The organism is Micromonospora sp. NPDC000121, assembly GCF_042899165.1.
GTDB lineage: Bacteria > Actinomycetota > Actinomycetes > Mycobacteriales > Micromonosporaceae > Micromonospora.
This window is the reverse complement of the sequence record NZ_JBIAZP010000019.1, coordinates 27,048-45,817: the sequence shown is the minus strand read 5'-3', so window position 1 is coordinate 45,817 and position 18,770 is coordinate 27,048. Positions and strand designations below refer to the sequence as shown.

Below are 18,770 nucleotides of genomic sequence, written 5' to 3'. Positions count from 1 at the left end.
AGCCGCTGTGGCTCGGCTCGATCAAGTCGAACATCGGGCACACCCAGGCGGCGGCCGGGGCGGCCGGCATCATCAAGATGATCATGGCGATGCGGCACGGCGTCCTGCCCCGCACCCTGCACGTCGACGAGCCGTCTCCGCACATCGACTGGACCGCGGGCGCGGTCGAGCTGCTCACCGAGGCCCGGCAGTGGCCGCGGACCGGCCGGCCGCGCCGGGCCGCCGTGTCCTCGTTCGGGGTCAGCGGCACCAACGCCCACGTCGTCATCGAGCAGCCGCCCGCCGACACCCGGCCCGCCCCGGCCGCAGCGACGCCCGACCCGGCCCGCTCCGCCCCGGTGCTGCTCTCCGCCCGCTCCGACGCCGCGCTCGCCGCGCAGGCCGACCGCTGGGCCCGCTGGCTCGCCGCCGACGAGACCCGGCGTCCGATCGATGTCGGCTGGTCGTCCGTGGTCAGCCGCGCCGTCCTCGAACACCGCGCCGTGGTCACCGCCGGCGACCGGGACGAGCTGCTGGCCGGGCTGCGCGCCCTCGCCGCCGGCTCCCCGGCCGCCGGGGTCGTCACCGGCACGGGGTCCGCGCGCGGCCGGCTCGCTGTCCTCTTCTCCGGGCAGGGCGCGCAGCGTGCCGGGATGGGTCGGGAGTTGTACGACTCGTTCCCGGTGTTCGCGTCGGCGTTGGACGAGGTGTGCGGGCACCTGGACCCGCTGCTGCCGCAGCCGCTTCGGGAGGTCCTGTTCGCCGAGGCGGGCTCGCCGGAGGCGGGGCTGCTGGACCAGACCGTGTTCACCCAGGCCGGGTTGTTCGCCGTCGAGGTGGCGCTGTTCCGGCTCGTCGAGTCGTTCGGGGTCGTTCCCGACTTCGTCGGCGGTCACTCCATCGGGGAGATCACGGCCGCGTACGTGGCCGGGGTGCTGTCCCTGGCCGACGCGTGTGCCCTGGTGGCCGCGCGGGGTCGGCTGATGCAGGCCCTGCCGGCCGGCGGCGGGATGCTGGCCGTGGCCGCGCCGGAGGCCGAGGTGCTGTCGACGCTGGACGGGCTGACCGATCGGGTCGGGATCGCCGCCGTCAACGGGCCGAACGCTGTCGTCGTCTCGGGTGCCGTCGAGGCCCTGGACGAGGTGGAGGCCGTCTGGCGGGACCGGGGCGTGCGGACGCGCCGGCTGACGGTCAGCCACGCGTTCCACAGCCCGCTCATGGAGCCGATGCTCGCCGAGTTCCGGGCCGTCCTCGACGGGCTGACGTTCCGGGCGCCGCTGGTGCCCGTCGTGTCGAACCTGACCGGGGCGCTCGCCGACCCGCAGGAGCTGACCCGCGCCGACTACTGGGTCCGGCACGTCCGCGAGGCCGTCCGGTACGCCGACGGCGTCGCCGCCCTCCGGGACGCCGGCGCGGGCACGTACCTGGAGATCGGCCCGCAGAGCGTCCTCACCGCCCTGAACGCCGACCTGCTCGCCGAGGACGCCCTGGCGCTCGCCACGCAGCGGCGGGACCGCGCCGGCGGGCAGGCGCTGCTGCACGCCATGGCCGAGCTGCACGTCAACGGCGTACCCGTCACCTGGACCCAGTGGTACGCCGGGACGGACCCCCGGCAGGTCGACCTGCCGACGTACGCGTTCCAGCACGAGCGCTACTGGCTCGGCATCGGCCGGGCCCGGGCGGGCGACGTCACCGGCGCCGGGCTCGGCGCCGCCGGGCACCCGCTGCTCGGCGCGGCCGTCACCGTCGCCGGCGAGGACATGGTGGTCCTGACCGGCCGGCTGTCGGTCGCCACGCACCCCTGGCTCGCCGATCACGCCGTCTCCGGCGCGGTCGTCGTGCCCGGCACCGCCCTCGTGGAGCTGGCGATCCGGGCGGGCGACGAGGTGGGCGCCTCCCGCGTACGGGAGCTGACCATCGCGGCCCCGCTGGTGCTGCCCGAGACCGGCGGGGTGCGGGTGCAGGTGCGCGTCGGCGCCGCCGACGAGGCGGGCAGCCGGGGCGTGGCCGTCCACTCGCAGTCCGACGGAGACCCGGAGGCTGACTGGATCCGGCACGCGGAGGGTGTGCTGGACCCGGCTTCGGCCGGCGAGCCGACGCTCGAGACGTGGCCGCCCGTCGGGCTCGCCGAGGCGGACCTGGCCGGCTGGTACGACGTGTTGGCCGAGCACGGCCTGTCCTACGGGCCGGTGTTCCAGGGGCTGCGCCGGCTGTGGACCGGCGACGGCGAGGTCTACGCCGAGGTCGCCCTGCCCGACGAGGCGGCCGGCGAGGCCGCCCGGTTCGGCGTCCACCCCGCGCTGCTGGATGCCGCGCTGCACCCCGTCGGGCTGCTGCTCGCCGAGGAGGCCGGCGGGCCACGCGTGCCGTTCGCGTTCGAGGGCGTGCAGGTGCACGCCGCCGGGGCGCGCGTCCTGCGCGTACGGCTCACCCGGGCCGGCACCTCCGCGCGCCTGGTCGCGGTGGACGAGTCCGGCGCGCCGGTCGTGTCCGTCGACTCCCTCGTCCTGCGGGAGATGACGGCCGTGGCCGCCCCCGGCGCGACGGCCCGGTCGCTGTTCGCACTCGCGTGGCAGCCCGAAGACGTCACCCCGGCCGACGACGCGTCCGGCTGGGCGCTGCTCTCCGGTGACCTGCCTGCCGGCGGCGTGGACCTGCCGGCGTTCCCGGCCGTCGAGGCGCTGACCGAGGCGGTCGGCGCGGGCCGGGCCGAGGCCCCGCGCGCACTGCTGCTGCCGTTGCCCGCCGCCTCCGAGGCGCCCGTGCCGGACGCCGTCCGCACGGTCACCGCCGACGTCCTCGCCGCCGTGCAGACCTGGCTGGCGGCCGACGCGCTTGCCGACACGACGCTCGTCGTGGCGACCCGGGGGGCCGTGACCGCCCGCGACGGGGACCGGGTGACCGACCTCGCGGGCGCCGCCGCATGGGGCCTGCTGCGCTCGGCGCAGACCGAGCACCCGGGCCGCATCGTCCTGGCCGACGTCGACGGCGACCTGGACGCGGGCGTCCTGGCCCTGCTGGCCCGGGTCGCCGCCGATCCGGCCGTGATGGGTGGCCAGGTGGCCGTCCGCGACGGTCGGGCGCTCGTGCCGCGGCTGGTCCGGGCTTCGGTAGGGGCCGCCCCTGTCCTCGGCGAGGGCACGGTGCTGGTGACCGGTGGCACGGGTGCGTTGGGTGCGCTCGTGGCGGAGCATCTGGTCACGGCGTACGGGGTGGGGTCGCTGCTGCTGGTGTCGCGGCAGGGTCCGGCCGCTGCGGGCGCGGAGGCGCTCGTGGCGCGGCTGTCGGGGCTGGGTGCGTCGGCGCGGGTGGTCGCGTGCGACGTGACGGACCGGGACCAGGTGGCCGGGCTGATGGCCGAGGTGACCTCGGCGGGGCGGCTCGCGGGCGTGGTGCACACCGCCGGCGTGCTGGACGACGGGGTGGTCTCGTCGATCACGGCGGAGCGGCTGGCCGGCGTGCTGGCGCCGAAGGTGTCGGCGGGCTGGTTGCTGCACGAGGCGACGGCGGGTCTGGACCTGGATCTGTTCGTGGTCTTCTCCTCGGCGGCGGGCGTCCTCGGCTCGCCGGGTCAGGCGGCGTACGCGGCGGGCAACGCGTTCCTGGACGGCCTTGCGGCGTACCGGCGGCAGGCGGGTCTGCCGGCGGTCAGCCTGGCGTGGGGCATGTGGGACACCGATGGCATGGCCGCGTCGGTGTCCGAGGCCGACCGGGTCCGCTCGGCGCGGGCCGGCCTGACGCCGATGAGCGCCGAGGTCGGGTTGGAGCTGTTCGACGCCGCCCTGGGCGCGGGCCTGCCGGCGCTCGTGCCGGCCGCGCTCGACGTACCCGCGATGCGGGCCGCCCTCGCCGGCGGCCAGGCGCCGGCGGTGCTGCGCGCCCTGGTCGGCGCGACGGTCACCCGCCGGCAGGCCGGCCACGGCGGCGACTGGGCCAACCAGCTCGCCGGACTGGACGCCGACGAGGCCCGCGCCCAGGTCGACCTGCTGGTGCGGGGTCTGGTGGCGCAGGTGTTGGGGCATGGCGGTGCGGAGGCGGTGCCGGCGGACCGGGCGTTCCGGGAGTTGGGCTTCGACTCGTTGACGGCTGTGGACCTGCGTAATCGGGTGAACGCGGCCACGGGGCTGCGGTTGGCGTCAACGCTGGTGTTCGACTATCCGACCCCGGCCGCGTTGGCGGAGCATCTGTACGAGCAGGTGTCCGGTCAGCTCGCCGTCCGGCGGTCGGTGGTGCGGGCCGTCGCGGCAGACGAGCCGATCGCGATCGTGGGCATGGCCTGCCGGTACCCGGGTGGGGTGGACAGCCCGGATCAGTTGTGGGAGCTGTTGGCCACGGGCGGGGACGGGATCTCGGAGTTCCCCACCGACCGGGGCTGGGACCTCGACGGCCTCTTCGACCCCGACCCGGATCGCAGCGGCACGTCGTACACCCGGCACGGCGGCTTCCTCGCCGGCGCGGCCGAGTTCGACCCGGCGTTCTTCGGGATCTCGCCGCGCGAGGCGGTCGCGATGGACCCGCAGCAGCGGCTGCTGCTGGAGGCGTCGTGGGAGACGTTCGAGTCGGCCGGGCTGGACCCGCAGGGGCTGCGGGGCAGCCGCACGGGCGTGTTCGCCGGCGTGATGTACCACGACTACGCCTCGCGGCTGGCCGACCTTCCGCCGGACGCCGAGGGCTACGTCGGCACCGGCAACTCCGGCAGCGTGCTGTCGGGACGGGTGGCGTACACGTTCGGCCTGGAGGGGCCGGCGGTCACGGTCGACACGGCGTGCTCGTCGTCGCTGGTCGCGCTGCACCTCGCGGCGCAGGCGCTGCGCTCCGGTGAGTGCGACCTCGCGCTCGCGGGCGGCGTGACCGTGATGGCGACGCCGGGGACGTTCGTCGAGTTCTCGCGGCAGCGGGGCCTGTCGGCCGATGGGCGGTGCAAGTCGTTCGCGGCGTCTGCGGACGGCACCGGCTGGGGCGAGGGCGTGGGCATGCTGCTCGTCGAGCGGTTGTCCGACGCGCGCCGTAACGGCCACCGGGTTCTCGCCGTGGTGCGCGGCACCGCCGTGAACCAGGACGGCGCGTCCAACGGGCTGACCGCCCCGAACGGTCCGTCGCAGCAGCGGGTCATCCGCCAGGCCCTGGCCAACGCCGGCCTGTCCACGCTGGACGTGGACGCCGTGGAGGCGCACGGCACGGGCACCACCCTCGGTGACCCGATCGAGGCGCAGGCGCTGCTGGCCACCTACGGGCAGGACCGGCCGGCCGACCGGCCGCTGCTGCTGGGGTCGATCAAGTCGAACATCGGCCACACCCAGGCCGCCGCCGGTGTGGCCGGTGTGATCAAGATGGTCCTCGCGATGCGGCACGGTCTCGTGCCGTCGACGCTGCACGTGGACGAGCCGTCGCCGCACATCGACTGGACTGCCGGGGCGGTTGCCCTGGCGACGGAGGCGACGCCGTGGCCGGTGGTGGGCCGGCCGCGTCGGGCGGCGGTGTCGTCGTTCGGGATCTCCGGGACGAACGCGCATGTGATCATCGAGCAGCCGCCGGCGCAGGTGGTCGAGGGCGAACTCGTGGAGCGTCGGGTGCCGGCGGTGGTGCCGGTGCTGCTGTCGGCGCGGACGGAAGCGGCGCTCACGGCGCAGGCGGGTCGGTGGGTGCGCTGGTTGGCCGCCGACGAGGGGCTGCGTCCGCTGGACGTGGCGTGGTCGTCGGTCACCACCCGCCCGGCCCTGGAACAGCGGGCGGTGGTGACCGCCGCCGACCGCGAGGATCTGCTCGCGGCGCTGACGGCCCTCGCCGGCGGGGACCCGTCCGGCGCGGTCGTCGCCGGGACCGTCAGCCAGCGCGGGCACCTGGCCCTGCTCTTCTCCGGGCAGGGCGCCCAGCGCGCGGGCATGGGCCGGGAGTTGTACGACTCGTTCCCGGTGTTCGCCTCGGCGTTGGACGAGGTGTGCGGGCACTTGGACGCGCTGCTGCCGCAGCCGCTTCGGGAGGTCCTGTTCGCCGAGGCGGGCTCGCCTGAGGCGGGGCTGCTGGACCAGACGGTGTTCACGCAGGCCGGCCTGTTCGCGGTCGAGGTGGCGCTGTTCCGCCTGGTGGAGTCGTTCGGTGTGGTGCCGGACTTCGTCGGTGGTCACTCGGTCGGTGAGATCACGGCCGCGTACGTGGCCGGGGTGCTCACGATGGCCGACGCGTGCGCCCTGGTGGCGGCGCGGGGTCGGTTGATGCAGGCGTTGCCGGCCGGGGGCGGGATGCTGGCCGTGGCCGCGCCGGAGGCGGAGGTGCTGGCGAGCCTCGACGGGTTGACCGACCGGCTGGGCATCGCGGCCGTCAACGGGCCGAACGCCGTCGTCGTCTCCGGTGCCGTCGGGGCTCTGGACGAGGTGGAGAAGGTCTGGACGGCGCGCGGCGCCCGGACCCGGCGTCTGACCGTCAGCCACGCGTTCCACAGCCCGCTGATGGAGCCGATGCTGGCCGAGTTCCGCACGGTGCTCGACGGGCTGACCTTCTCGGCGCCGCTGGTGCCGGTCGTGTCGAACCTGACCGGGGCGCTGGCTGCGGGCGACGAGCTTCGTACGGTCGACTACTGGGTGCGGCACGTCCGCGAGGCCGTGCGGTACGCCGACGGCGTCCTGGCGTTGCGGGACGCCGGGGTGGGCACGTTCCTGGAGGTCGGCCCGCAGAGTGTGCTGACGGCGATGACGGCGGACGTGCTGCCCGGCGAGGCGGGTGTGCTCGCCGTGGCCGCCCAGCGTCGGGACCGGTCCGAGACCGCCGCGCTGCTGGCCGCATTGGGCGAGCTGCACGTCCACGGCGTTCCGGTGACCTGGGCGCAGTGGTTCGCCGGGGCGGGCGCGCGGCGGGTGGATCTGCCGACGTACGCGTTCCAGCACCAGCGCTACTGGCCCGCTTCGGGCCGCCCCCGCGTCGGCGACGTGTCCGGGGCGGGGCTGGGCGACGCCGGGCACCCGATGCTCGGCGCGGCCGTGGACCTGGCCGGCGACGACGAGGTGGTGCTCACCGGCCGGCTGTCCCTGGCCACGCACCCCTGGCTGGCGGACCACGCCGTGTCCGGCGTGACGCTGGTCCCCGGCACCGCGCTCGTGGAGCTCGCCGTGCGGGCCGGCGACGAGGTCGGCGCCTCCCGGCTGCGGGAGCTGACCGTCGCCGCGCCGCTGGTCGTACCCGAGACGGGGGGCGTGCGCGTCCAGGTACGGGTGGAGTCGTCCGACGGCTCCGCGCAGCGTGCCGTCGCCATCTACTCCCGACGGGACGACGACCCCGAGGCGGGCTGGGTCCGTCACGCGGAGGGCGTCCTCGAAGCGTCCTCGCCGGACGAGCCGACCGTGGGCGCCTGGCCGCCGGTTGGTGCGTCCGAGGTGGACCTGACCGGCTGGTACGCGACGCTCGCCGGGCACGGCCTCACGTACGGGCCGGTGTTCCAGGGGCTGCGGCGGGCCTGGACGGCCGACGGTGAGGCGTACGCCGAGGTGGCCCTGCCCGACGACGCGGCGGGCGACGCGGCGCGCTTCGGCGTCCACCCGGCGCTGCTGGACGCCGCCCTGCACGCCGTCGGGCTCCTGCTGACCGACGAGGCGGCCGGGCCGCGGGTGCCGTTCGCGTTCGAGGGCGCGCAGGTGCACGCCTCCGGCGCCTCGGTGCTGCGGGTGCGGCTGACCCGGGCCGGCTCCGGGGTACGGCTGGTCGCCTCCGACGAGTCGGGCATGCCCGTGGTGTCCGTCGACTCCCTCGTCCTGCGCGAGATGACGGGTCTGCCCGCCCCGGGCGCGGCAGCCCGGTCGCTGTTCGAGGTGCGCTGGCAGGCCGACGCGGCCCCGGCAGCCCGGCAGCCGTCCGGCTGGGCGGTCCTGACCGGTGGCGTGGACGAGTCGGTGGCCCGGGCCGGGTTGCCGGCGTACGCGGACGTGGCGGCGGTGCTCGCCGCCGTCGAGGCGGGCGCGGACGCGCCGCAGGTCCTCGTGCTGCCGGTCCTCGGCGCGTCCGAGCCGGCCGGCAACCTGCCGGAGGCGGTCCGGTCGGTGACGTCGGACGTGCTGCGGGCGGTCCAGGCGTGGCTGGCCGCCGATTCCCTGGCCGGTTCGCGGCTGGTGGTGCTGACCCGGGGCGCGACGGCGGTTCGGGACGCGGACCGGATCAGCGACCTGGCGGGCGCCGCCGTCTGGGGCCTGCTGCGGTCGGCCCAGTCGGAGCACCCCGGTCGGGTCGTCCTCGTGGACCTGGACGGCAACGTGGAGTCGACGCTGCTCGCCGCGCTCGCCGGCTTCGTGGGCGAGGGCTCGGACGACCAACTGGCCGTCCGGGAGGGCCGCGTCCTCGTGCCGCGGCTGGTCCGGGCTTCGGTAGGGGCCGCCCCTGTCCTCGGCGAGGGCACGGTGCTGGTGACCGGTGGCACGGGTGCGTTGGGTGCGCTCGTGGCGGAGCATCTGGTCACGGCGTACGGGGTGGGGTCGCTGCTGCTGGTGTCGCGGCAGGGTCCGGCCGCTGCGGGCGCGGAGGCGCTCGTGGCGCGGCTGTCGGGGCTGGGTGCGTCGGCGCGGGTGGTCGCGTGCGACGTGACGGACCGGGAGCAGGTGGCCGACCTCGTGGCGGGCGTTCCGGGCCGGCTGGCCGGGGTGGTCCACACGGCCGGCGTGCTCGACGACGGCGTCGTCGAAGGGCTGACCCCTGAGCGGCTGGCCGGCGTGCTGGCGCCGAAGGTGTCGGCGGGCTGGTTGCTGCACGAGGCGACGGCGGGTCTGGACCTGGATCTGTTCGTGGTGTTCTCGTCGGTGGCGGGTGTTCTCGGTTCGCCGGGTCAGGCGGCGTACGCGGCGGGGAACGCGTTCCTGGACGGCCTTGCGGCGTACCGGCGGCAGGCGGGTCTGCCGGCGGTGAGCCTGGCGTGGGGCATGTGGGACACCGATGGCATGGCCGCGTCGGTGTCCGAGGCGGACCGGGCGCGGTCGGCGCGGGCCGGCCTGACGCCGATGAGCGTCGAGGTCGGGTTGGAGCTGTTCGACGCGGCCCTGGCCGCGGACCGGGCGGCCCTGGTGCCCACGGTGATCGACCTGCCCGCCCTGCGGGCGGCGGCCACCGGCGGAACCGTGCCGCCGATGCTGCGTGCCCTCGTCGGCTCGACCGCGACCCGCCGCCAGGCGGGACAGGGCGTCGGCGGTTGGGCCGGGCGACTCGCCGAACTCACCGAGGACGAGGGCCGGGCCCAGGTCGCGCTGCTGGTGCGGGGTCTGGTGGCGCAGGTGTTGGGGCATGGTGGTGCGGAGGCGGTGCCGGCGGACCGGGCGTTCCGGGAGTTGGGCTTCGACTCGTTGACGGCTGTGGACCTGCGTAATCGGGTGAACGCGGCCACGGGGTTGCGGTTGGCGTCGACGCTGGTGTTCGACTATCCGACCCCGGCCGCGTTGGCGGAGCATCTGTACGAGCAGGTGTCTGGTCAGCTCGCCGTCCGGCGGTCGGTGGTGCGGGCCGTCGCGGCAGACGAGCCGATCGCGATCGTGGGCATGGCCTGCCGGTACCCGGGCGGGGTGGACAGCCCGGATCAGTTGTGGGAGCTGTTGGCCACCGGCGGCGACGGGATCTCGGAGTTCCCGGCGGACCGGGGCTGGGACCTGGAGTCGTTGTTCCATCCGGACCCGAACAGCAGCGGTACGTCCTACACCCGGCACGGTGGGTTCCTGTACGGGGCGGCGGAGTTCGATCCCGGGTTCTTCGGGATCTCGCCGCGGGAGGCCCTTGCCATGGACCCGCAGCAGCGGCTGCTGCTGGAGGCGTCGTGGGAGACGTTCGAGTCCGCCGGGCTGGACCCGGCGCGGTTGCGCGGCAGCCGCACGGGCGTGTTCGCCGGCGTGATGTACCACGACTACGCGACGCGACTGATGGACCAGCCGGCCGAGGTCGAGGGTTACGTCGGCGTGGGCACCTCGGGCAGCGTGCTGTCCGGTCGGCTGGCGTACACGTTCGGCCTGGAAGGGCCGGCGGTCACGGTCGACACGGCGTGCTCGTCGTCCCTCGTGGCGCTGCACCTGGCGGCGCAGGCGCTGCGCTCCGGTGAGTGCGACCTGGCACTGGCCGGTGGCGTGACCGTGATGGCGACGCCGGGGACGTTCATCGAGTTCTCCCGGCAGCGGGGCCTGGCCCAGGACGGCCGGTGCAAGTCGTTCGCCGCCGCCGCCGACGGCACGGGCTGGTCCGAGGGCGTGGGCATGCTGCTCGTGCAGCGGCTGTCCGACGCCGAGCGGGAGGGCCGGCGCATCCTGGCGGTCGTGCGTGGCACGGCGGTGAACCAGGACGGTGCGTCGAACGGGTTGACGGCGCCGAACGGGCCGTCGCAGCAGCGGGTGATCCGGCAGGCGCTGGCCAACGCCGGGCTGTCCACGCTGGACGTGGACGCGGTCGAGGCGCACGGGACCGGCACGACGCTGGGTGACCCGATCGAGGCGCAGGCGTTGCTGGCGACGTACGGGCAGGACCGGCCCGCCGACCGGCCGTTGCTGCTGGGGTCGATCAAGTCGAACATCGGCCACACCCAGGCTGCGGCCGGTGTGGCGGGCGTGATCAAGATGGTCCTCGCCATGCGGCACGGTCTCGTGCCGCCGACGCTGCACGTGGACGAGCCGTCGCCGCACATCGACTGGACCGCCGGGGCCGTCGCGCTCGCCACCGAGGCGACCCCGTGGCCGGCGGTGGACCGGCCGCGTCGGGCCGCCGTGTCGTCGTTCGGCATCTCCGGCACCAACGCGCACGTGATCATCGAGCAGCCGCCGGCGCAGGTGGTCGAGGGCGAGATCGTGGAGCACCGGGTGTCGCCGGTGGTGCCGGTGCTGCTGTCGGCGCGGACCGACGCGGCGCTTGCGGCGCAGGCCGGCCGGTGGGCGCGCTGGTTGGCCGCCGACGAGGGGCTGCGTCCGCTGGACGTGGCGTGGTCGTCGGTCACCACCCGCCCGGCACTGGAACAGCGTGCCGTCGCCGTGGTGACCGACCGGGACAGCCTCCTGTCCGCGCTGCGGGCCCTCGACACCGGAGACCCCTCCGGCGCCGTCGTCACCGGTACCAGCGGCGAACGCGGCCAGCTCGCCCTCCTCTTCTCCGGGCAGGGCGCGCAGCGCGCGGGCATGGGCCGGGAGTTGTACGACTCGTTCCCGGTGTTCGCGTCGGCGTTGGACGAGGTGTGCGGGCACTTGGACCCGCTGCTGCCGCAGCCGCTTCGGGAGGTCCTGTTCGCCGAGGCGGGCTCGCCGGAGGCGGGGCTGCTGGACCAGACGGTGTTCACCCAGGCGGGTCTGTTCGCGGTAGAGGTGGCGCTGTTCCGCCTTGTCGAGTCGTTCGGTGTGGTGCCGGACTTCGTGGGCGGCCACTCGGTCGGGGAGATCACGGCCGCGTACGTGGCCGGGGTGTTGTCCCTTGGGGACGCGTGTGCCCTGGTGGCGGCGCGGGGTCGGTTGATGCAGGGGTTGCCGGCTGGCGGCGGGATGCTGGCGGTGAACGCGGCCGAGGCCGACGTCCTGCCGACGCTCGAAGGGCTGACCGACCGGCTGGGCATCGCGGCCGTGAACGGTCCGACCTCCGTCGTGGTGTCCGGCGACCTGACGGCCCTGGACGAGGTGGAGGCCGTCTGGCGGGACCGAGGCGTGCGGACGCGGCGGCTGACGGTGAGCCACGCGTTCCACAGCCCGCTGATGGAGCCGATGCTCGCCGAGTTCCGGGCCGTCCTCGACGGGCTGACGTTCCGGGCGCCGCTGGTGCCGGTCGTGTCGAACCTGACCGGCAGCCTGGCGACCGCCGACGAGCTTCGCACGGTCGACTACTGGGTGCGGCACGTCCGCGAGGCCGTCCGTTTCGCCGACGGCGTCGTGGCGCTGCGGGACGCCGGGGTGGGCACGTTCCTGGAGGTCGGCCCGCAGAGCGTGCTGACGGCGATGACGGCGGACGTGCTGCCCGGCGAGGCGGGTGTGCTCGCCGTGGCCGCCCAGCGTCGGGACCGGTCCGAGACCGCCGCGCTGCTGGCCGCATTGGGCGAGCTGCACGTCCACGGCGTTCCCTTGACCTGGGCGCAGTGGTTCGCCGGCACCGGCGCGGCCCGGGTGGACCTGCCGACGTACGCGTTCCAGCACCAGCGCTACTGGCCCGAGTCGGCCCCCCGACCGCAGGCCGTCCCCGAGCACGACGCCGAGTTCTGGGCAGCCGTCGAGAGCGGCGACCTCGCCGCCCTCGCCGGCCAGCTCGGCGGCGACGCCGTGGACGCCCTCGCGCCGGCCCTGCCCGTGCTCTCCACGTGGCGCCGCAGCCGGGACCGGGGAACGGCGCTCGACGGCTGGTCGTACCGGATCGGGTGGGAGCCGGTGCGGCCGGCTCCCACCTCGGGGCTGTCCGGCCGGTGGCTGGTCGCCACGGTGGGTGGCGGCGCCGACGCGGGCGTGGCGAAGACGCTCGCCGAGGCCGGCGCGCGGGTGGACACCGTGACCGTGCCGTCCACCCTCGGCCGGCGGGAGTTGGGCGAGCGGCTGCGCACGATCAGCGGCGAGGGCTGGGCCGGGGTGCTGTGCGTCCTGCCCCGGCAGGACCAGCCGCTCGCGCACGCGCCGGCCGTTCCCGCGGGTACGGCCGGGCTGCTCACCCTCACCCAGGCGCTGACCGACACCGGCCTGCCCGGACGGGTGTGGGCGCTCAGCCGTGCCGCCCTGCCGGTCACGGCCGGCGAACCGGGCGGCGACGTGTGGGCGGCGCTGACCTGGGGCCTCGGCCGGGCCGTGGCCCTGGAACAGCCCGACCGCTGGGGCGGCCTGATCGACCTGCCCGCCCGCGGCGACCGGGGCACCCGGGCCGCGCTCGTCGCGGTCCTCGCCGACGGCACCCTCGACCAGGTGGCGGTGCGCCGCAACGGCGTGTTCGGCCGGCGGCTGCTGCCGGCCACCCCGCCCACCGGGGCGGGCTGGCAGCCGCGCGGGACGGTGCTGGTCACCGGCGGCACGGGCGCGCTGGGTCGGCACGTGGCCCGGTGGCTGCTGGCCAACGGCGCGGCCGAGGTGGTGCTCGCCTCCCGGCGCGGCCCGGACGCCCCCGGCGCGGCCGACCTGGTCGCGGAGCTGGGCGCCGTGCGGGTGGTGGCGTGCGACGTCACCGACGCCACCGCCGTCACCGACCTGGTGGACGACCTGCCGGGGCTGACCGCCGTCGTGCACACCGCCGGCGCGTCCGGCGGGACCGCGCCGGCGTACGAGCTGACCGACGGCGACCTGGCGGAAACCCTGGCCGGCAAGGTGCTCGGGGCCGTCCACCTGGACGGCGCGTGCCGCGACCGGGACCTCGACGCGTTCGTGGTCTTCTCCTCCGTCGCCGGCGTCTGGGGCGGCGGCGGCCAGGCCGGCTACGCGGCCGGCAACGCCCTGCTCGACGCGCTCGTCGCGGCCCGCCGCGCGGCCGGGCTGCCCGCCACCGCCCTGGCCTACGGCCCGTGGGCGGAGGACGGCATGGCCGCCGGGGAGACCGCGGACGGCCTGCGCCGCCGCGGATTCACCCCGCTCGCGCCCGACGCCGCCGTCGCGACGCTGGGCCGCTGGGTGAACGCCCCCGAGCCGGCGCCGGTGATCGTCGACGTGGACTGGTCCCGGTTCGTCGCGGCGTTCACCGCGGCGCGACCCAGCCGCCTGTTCGACCGGGTCGCCCCGGCCGTCGAGGCGGAACCGGAGCGGCCGGAGACCGAGGCGGGCACCGACGGGCTGCGCGCCCGGCTCGCCGCGCTGCCGGCCACCGGCCAGGAGAACCTGCTGGTCGACCTGGTCCGCGCGGAGGCGGCGGCGGTGCTCGGCCACGCCTCCACCGACCAGGTGCCGGCCGGGCGCGCGTTCCGCGAGCTGGGCTTCGACTCCCTCGCGGCGGTGCAGCTGCGGGACCGGCTGGGCCGGGCCACCGGGCTGACCCTGCCGTCGACCGTGGTCTTCGACCATCCGTCGGCGGCGGAACTGGCCCGCTTCCTGCGTACCGAACTGGTGGGCGGCGCGGACGGCCCGGCGGCCGTCACCACCGTGGTCCGGCCACCCGTGGACGAACCCATCGCCATCGTCTCGATGGCCTGCCGCTTCCCCGGCGGGGTGTCCTCCCCGCAGGAGCTGTGGCAGCTGCTCGCCGACGGCGTGGACGCGGTGACGCCGATGCCCACCGACCGGGGCTGGGACCTGGACGGCATGTTCGACAGCGACCCGGAGCGGATCGGCACCAGCTACGCCCGCAACGGCGGCTTCCTGGGCGACGTGGCCGGTTTCGACGCGGCGTTCTTCGGGATCAACCCGCGTGAGGCGCTGGCGATGGACCCGCAGCAGCGGCTGCTGCTGCACACCACCTGGGAGGTGTTCGAGCGCGCCGGCATCGACCCACACCGGGTACGCGGGTCCGAGACCGGCGTCTTCATGGGCACCAACGGGCAGGACTACGCGACGCTGCTGCTGGGCGCCCGGTCGCAGGTGGAGGGTTACCAGGCGACCGGTAACGGGGCGTCGGTGGTCTCCGGCCGGCTGGCGTACTCGTTCGGCCTGCAGGGCCCCGCGGTCACCGTGGACACGGCGTGTTCGTCGTCGTTGGTGGCGCTGCATCTGGCCGCGCAGGCGCTACGTTCCGGCGAGTGTGATCTGGCGCTGGCCGGTGGCGTGACGGTGATGTCGACGCCGGGGGCGTTCCTGGAGTTCTCCCGGCAGCGTGGCCTCGCCGCCGACGGGCGGGTCAAGGCGTTCGCGGCCGGCGCGGACGGCACCGGCTGGGGCGAGGGCGTCGGCGTCCTGTTGCTGCAACGTCTCTCCGACGCCGAGCGGGAGGGCCGGCGCGTCCTGGCCGTGGTGCGGGGCAGCGCCGTCAACCAGGACGGCGCGTCCAACGGGCTGACCGCCCCGAACGGCCCCGCCCAGCAGCGGGTCATCCGGCAGGCCCTGGCCAACGCCGGCCTGACCCCGGCCGACGTCGACGCCATCGAGGCGCACGGCACCGGTACCACCCTCGGCGACCCGATCGAGGCGCAGGCGCTGATCGGCGCGTACGGGCCGGACCGGCCCGCCGACCGGCCGCTGTGGCTCGGCTCGGTGAAGTCGAACATCGGGCACACCCAGGCCGCGGCCGGCGTGGCCAGCCTGATCAAGATGGTGCTGGCACTGGGGCACCGGACGCTGCCGGCGACCCTGCACGTCGACGAGCCGTCGCCCCACGTGGACTGGGCGTCGGGCCCGCTGGAGCTGCTCACCGAGGCGCGCCCGTGGGACGCCGACAGGGGGCCCCGCCGGGCGGGCGTCTCGTCGTTCGGCATCAGCGGCACCAACGCCCACGTGATCCTGGAGGAGGCGCCCGCCGACGTCGCCGTCGACGCGGGGCCGGTCGACGGGACCGACCGGGCCGCCGACGCCGCGCTGCCGTGGCCGGTCGCCGCCGCGACGGCCGCCGGCCTGCGGGAGCAGGCCGACCGCCTGGCCCGCCGGCTCGCCGACCCGGGCGACGGGGACGCGGCGGGCCGGCCCGGGACGGTGGCCTGGGCGCTGGCCGACGGCCGGGCGCACCTGGCCCATCGGGCGGTGGTCGTCGCCGCCGACCCGCAGGCCCGGCTGGCGGCGCTGCGGGCCCTCGCCGCCGGGGATGCGCACCCCGCGCTCGTCCCGGCTGGCCCGGCCGCCTCGGGCGGCACCGCCGTCCTCTTCTCCGGGCAGGGCGCGCAGCGCGCGGGCATGGGCCGGGAGTTGTACGACTCGTTCCCGGTGTTCGCGTCGGCGTTGGACGAGGTGTGCGGGCACTTGGACCCGCTGCTGCCGCAGCCGCTTCGGGAGGTCCTGTTCGCCGAGGCGGGCTCGCCGGAGGCGGGGCTGCTGGACCAGACGGTGTTCACCCAGGCGGGCCTGTTCGCGGTCGAGGTGGCGCTGTTCCGCCTTGTCGAGTCGTTCGGTGTGGTGCCGGACTTCGTCGGTGGCCACTCGGTGGGGGAGATCACCGCCGCGTACGTGGCCGGGGTGTTGTCCCTTGGGGACGCGTGTGCCCTGGTGGCGGCGCGGGGTCGGTTGATGCAGGCGTTGCCGGCTGGCGGCGGGATGCTGGCGGTGAACGCGGCCGAGGCCGACGTCCTGCCGACGCTTGAAGGGCTGACCGACCGGGTCGGGATCGCGGCCGTGAACGGTCCGACCTCCGTCGTGGTGTCCGGCGACCTGACGGCCCTGGACGAGGTGGAGGCCGTCTGGCGGGGCCGGGGCGTGCGGACGCGGCGGCTGACGGTGAGTCACGCGTTCCACAGCCCGCTGATGGAGCCGATGCTGGCCGAGTTCCGCACGGTGCTCGACGGGCTGACCTTCTCGGCGCCGCTGGTGCCGGTCGTGTCGAACCTGACCGGGGCGCTGGCTGCGGGCGACGAGCTTCGCACGGTCGACTACTGGGTGCGGCACGTCCGCGAGGCCGTGCGGTACGCCGACGGCGTCGCGGCGTTGCGGGCTGCCGGCGTCGACACGTACCTGGAGATCGGCCCCGCCGCCGTGCTGACCCCGATGAACGCCGACGTGCTCCCCGACGACGGCGGCACCGCCGTCGCCGTCCAGCGGGCGGGCGTACCCGAGGTGACGGCGCTGCTCACGGCCGTCGCCTCCCGGTACGCGACCGGGCGGGACGTCGACTGGGCCGCGGTACTGACGCCGCTGGCCGGACCCCGACCGGCCCCGCGCGACCTGCCGGAACTGCCCACGTACGCGTTCCAGCCGCAGCGGTACTGGCCGACCCTGGCCACGCCGCTCGGCGGGACCACGGACCAGGCCGACACCGAGTTCTGGCGGGCCGTCAGGGACGGCGACCTGGACCGGCTGGGCATCGACACCAGTCAGCCGCTGAAGGAGCTGCTCCCGGAGCTGGAGTCGTGGCGGCGCCAGCAGCGGCAGGACGGCACGCTCACCGGGTGGCGGTACCGGGTCACCTGGCGGCAGCGGCGGTTGACCGGCGGCGAGCCGGGCCGCTGGCTGCTGGTCGCGCCGCCGCGGGAAACCACGGAAACGGTCGCCGACGCGCTGCGGGCGGGCGGAGCCGCGGTACACGTGCTCACGGTGGACCCGGCGACGGCGCAGCGGGACGGCCTCGCCGCCGACCTCGACCGGGCATGCGCGGAGCACCAGCCGACGGCGCTGCTGTCGCTGCTCGCCCTCGACGAGGCGCCGCACCCCGAGCAGGACGCTCTGCCGTCCGGGCTCGCGGCGAACCTGCTGCTCCTCCAGGCGCACACCGGCCGGGAGACCGGGGCGCCGCTGTGGCTGGCCACGACCGGGGCGGTCGCCAGCGACGAGGAGCCGGCGACGCGGCCGTGGCAGGCCACCACCTGGGGCCTCGGCCTGGCCGCCGCGCTCGAACACCCCCGGCACGTCGGGGGCCTCGTCGACCTGCCCGACACGGTGACCGGGGAGCTGTCCGCCGCGTTGGTCGCCGCGCTGACCAACGTGGAGGGTGAGGACCAGGTCGTCGTCCGCGCGTCCGGCGTGCGCGTCCGGCGCCTGCTGCGGGCCACCGGCCCGGCCGGGGGTACGGGCTGGTCCCCGCAGGGCACCGTCCTGGTCACCGGCGGGGCGGGGGCCATCGCCCGGCACACCACCGCCTGGCTGGACCGGAACGGCGCCGCCGTGGTGCCGCTCGACCAGCCGGCCGGCGGGAAGCTGACCGACCGGATGGAGCAGCTCGCCGCCGACGGGCGGCCGGTGACCGCCCTGGTGCACGTACCGACCGACACCGGCACCGTGCCGCTGGCCGAGCTGACCCTCGCCGACCTCGCCGCGGACCTGCTCGCCACCGTGGGCGACATCCCCCGGTACGCCGACGAGCTGGAGAGCCGGGCCCTGGGGGCGCTGGTGCTCTGCTCGTCCACCTCGGGGGTGTGGGGCTCCGGTGGGCGTTCCGGCCAGGCGGCCGGCGACGCCCTGCTCCAGGTCCTCGCCGCCAACCGGCACCTCGCCGGCCTGCCGGTGACGTCGGTGGCGTTCGGCCCCTGGGCGGACGGCCTCGCCGACGCCGACCTGGAGCAGCTCGGCCGGCGCGGCCTGCCCGGCATGGACCCGGAGCTGGCGGTCGCCGCGCTGCGTCGGGCCGTGGCCGACGGCGCGCAGCTCGTCGTGGCCGACGTGCGGTGGGACCGGTTCGTGCCGGCCGTCGCCGCCGTGCGGGCCCGGCCGCTGTTCGGCGAGATCCCCGAGGCGCAGGAGGCGCTGCACAGCCTGCACGCCGACGAGCCGGCCGACGACGGGGCGGCCGCCGCGCTGCGCGACCGGCTGCGGCCGCTCGGCGACGCGGAGCGGGACGCCGTCCTGGTCGATCTCGTCTCCACCCAGGCCGCGGCGGTGCTCGGTCACCCGGGCACCGGCGAGCTCGGCCCGACGCGGGCGTTCCGCGAGGTCGGCTTCGACTCGATGACCGCGGTGGAGTTGCGCAACCGGCTCCGGGCGGCCACCGGGGTCAGCCTGCCGGGCAGCGTGGTCTTCGACTACCCGACCCCGTTGGCGCTGGCCCGCCACCTGCGCACCCTCGTGGTGGAGGAGGGGGTGACCGCGACCGCCGGCCTGCTGTCGGAACTGGAGAAACTGGACGGCCTGTTCGCCGCCAGCGCCCCGGACCAACTGACCCGGCAGAAGCTGCTGGTGCAGATGCAGGCCTTCATCGCCCGCTGGGGCGAGGACCGGCCCGCGCCGGCGGAGGCCCCCGTCACGCAGACGCTCGAGGGGGCCAGCGACGCCGAGATCTTCGAATTCATCCATCGGGAGCTCGGCGGCCCAGGCGGCAATGTCGGCGGTGTTTTCTGA

General features: G+C 76.1%; 1 protein-coding gene (only partly in view). It reads left to right on the top strand.

The genetic code is table 11. The annotated features are described in order from the left end of the window. Positions 1-18,770, top strand: partial view of a type I polyketide synthase gene (locus tag ACFY23_RS31295; protein WP_387039061.1) — the 3' portion only. 10,957 nt of this gene lie to the left of the window's left edge; the window shows 18,770 of its 29,727 coding nt (coding positions 10,958-29,727); the start codon falls outside the window, past its left edge; the stop codon is at positions 18,768-18,770.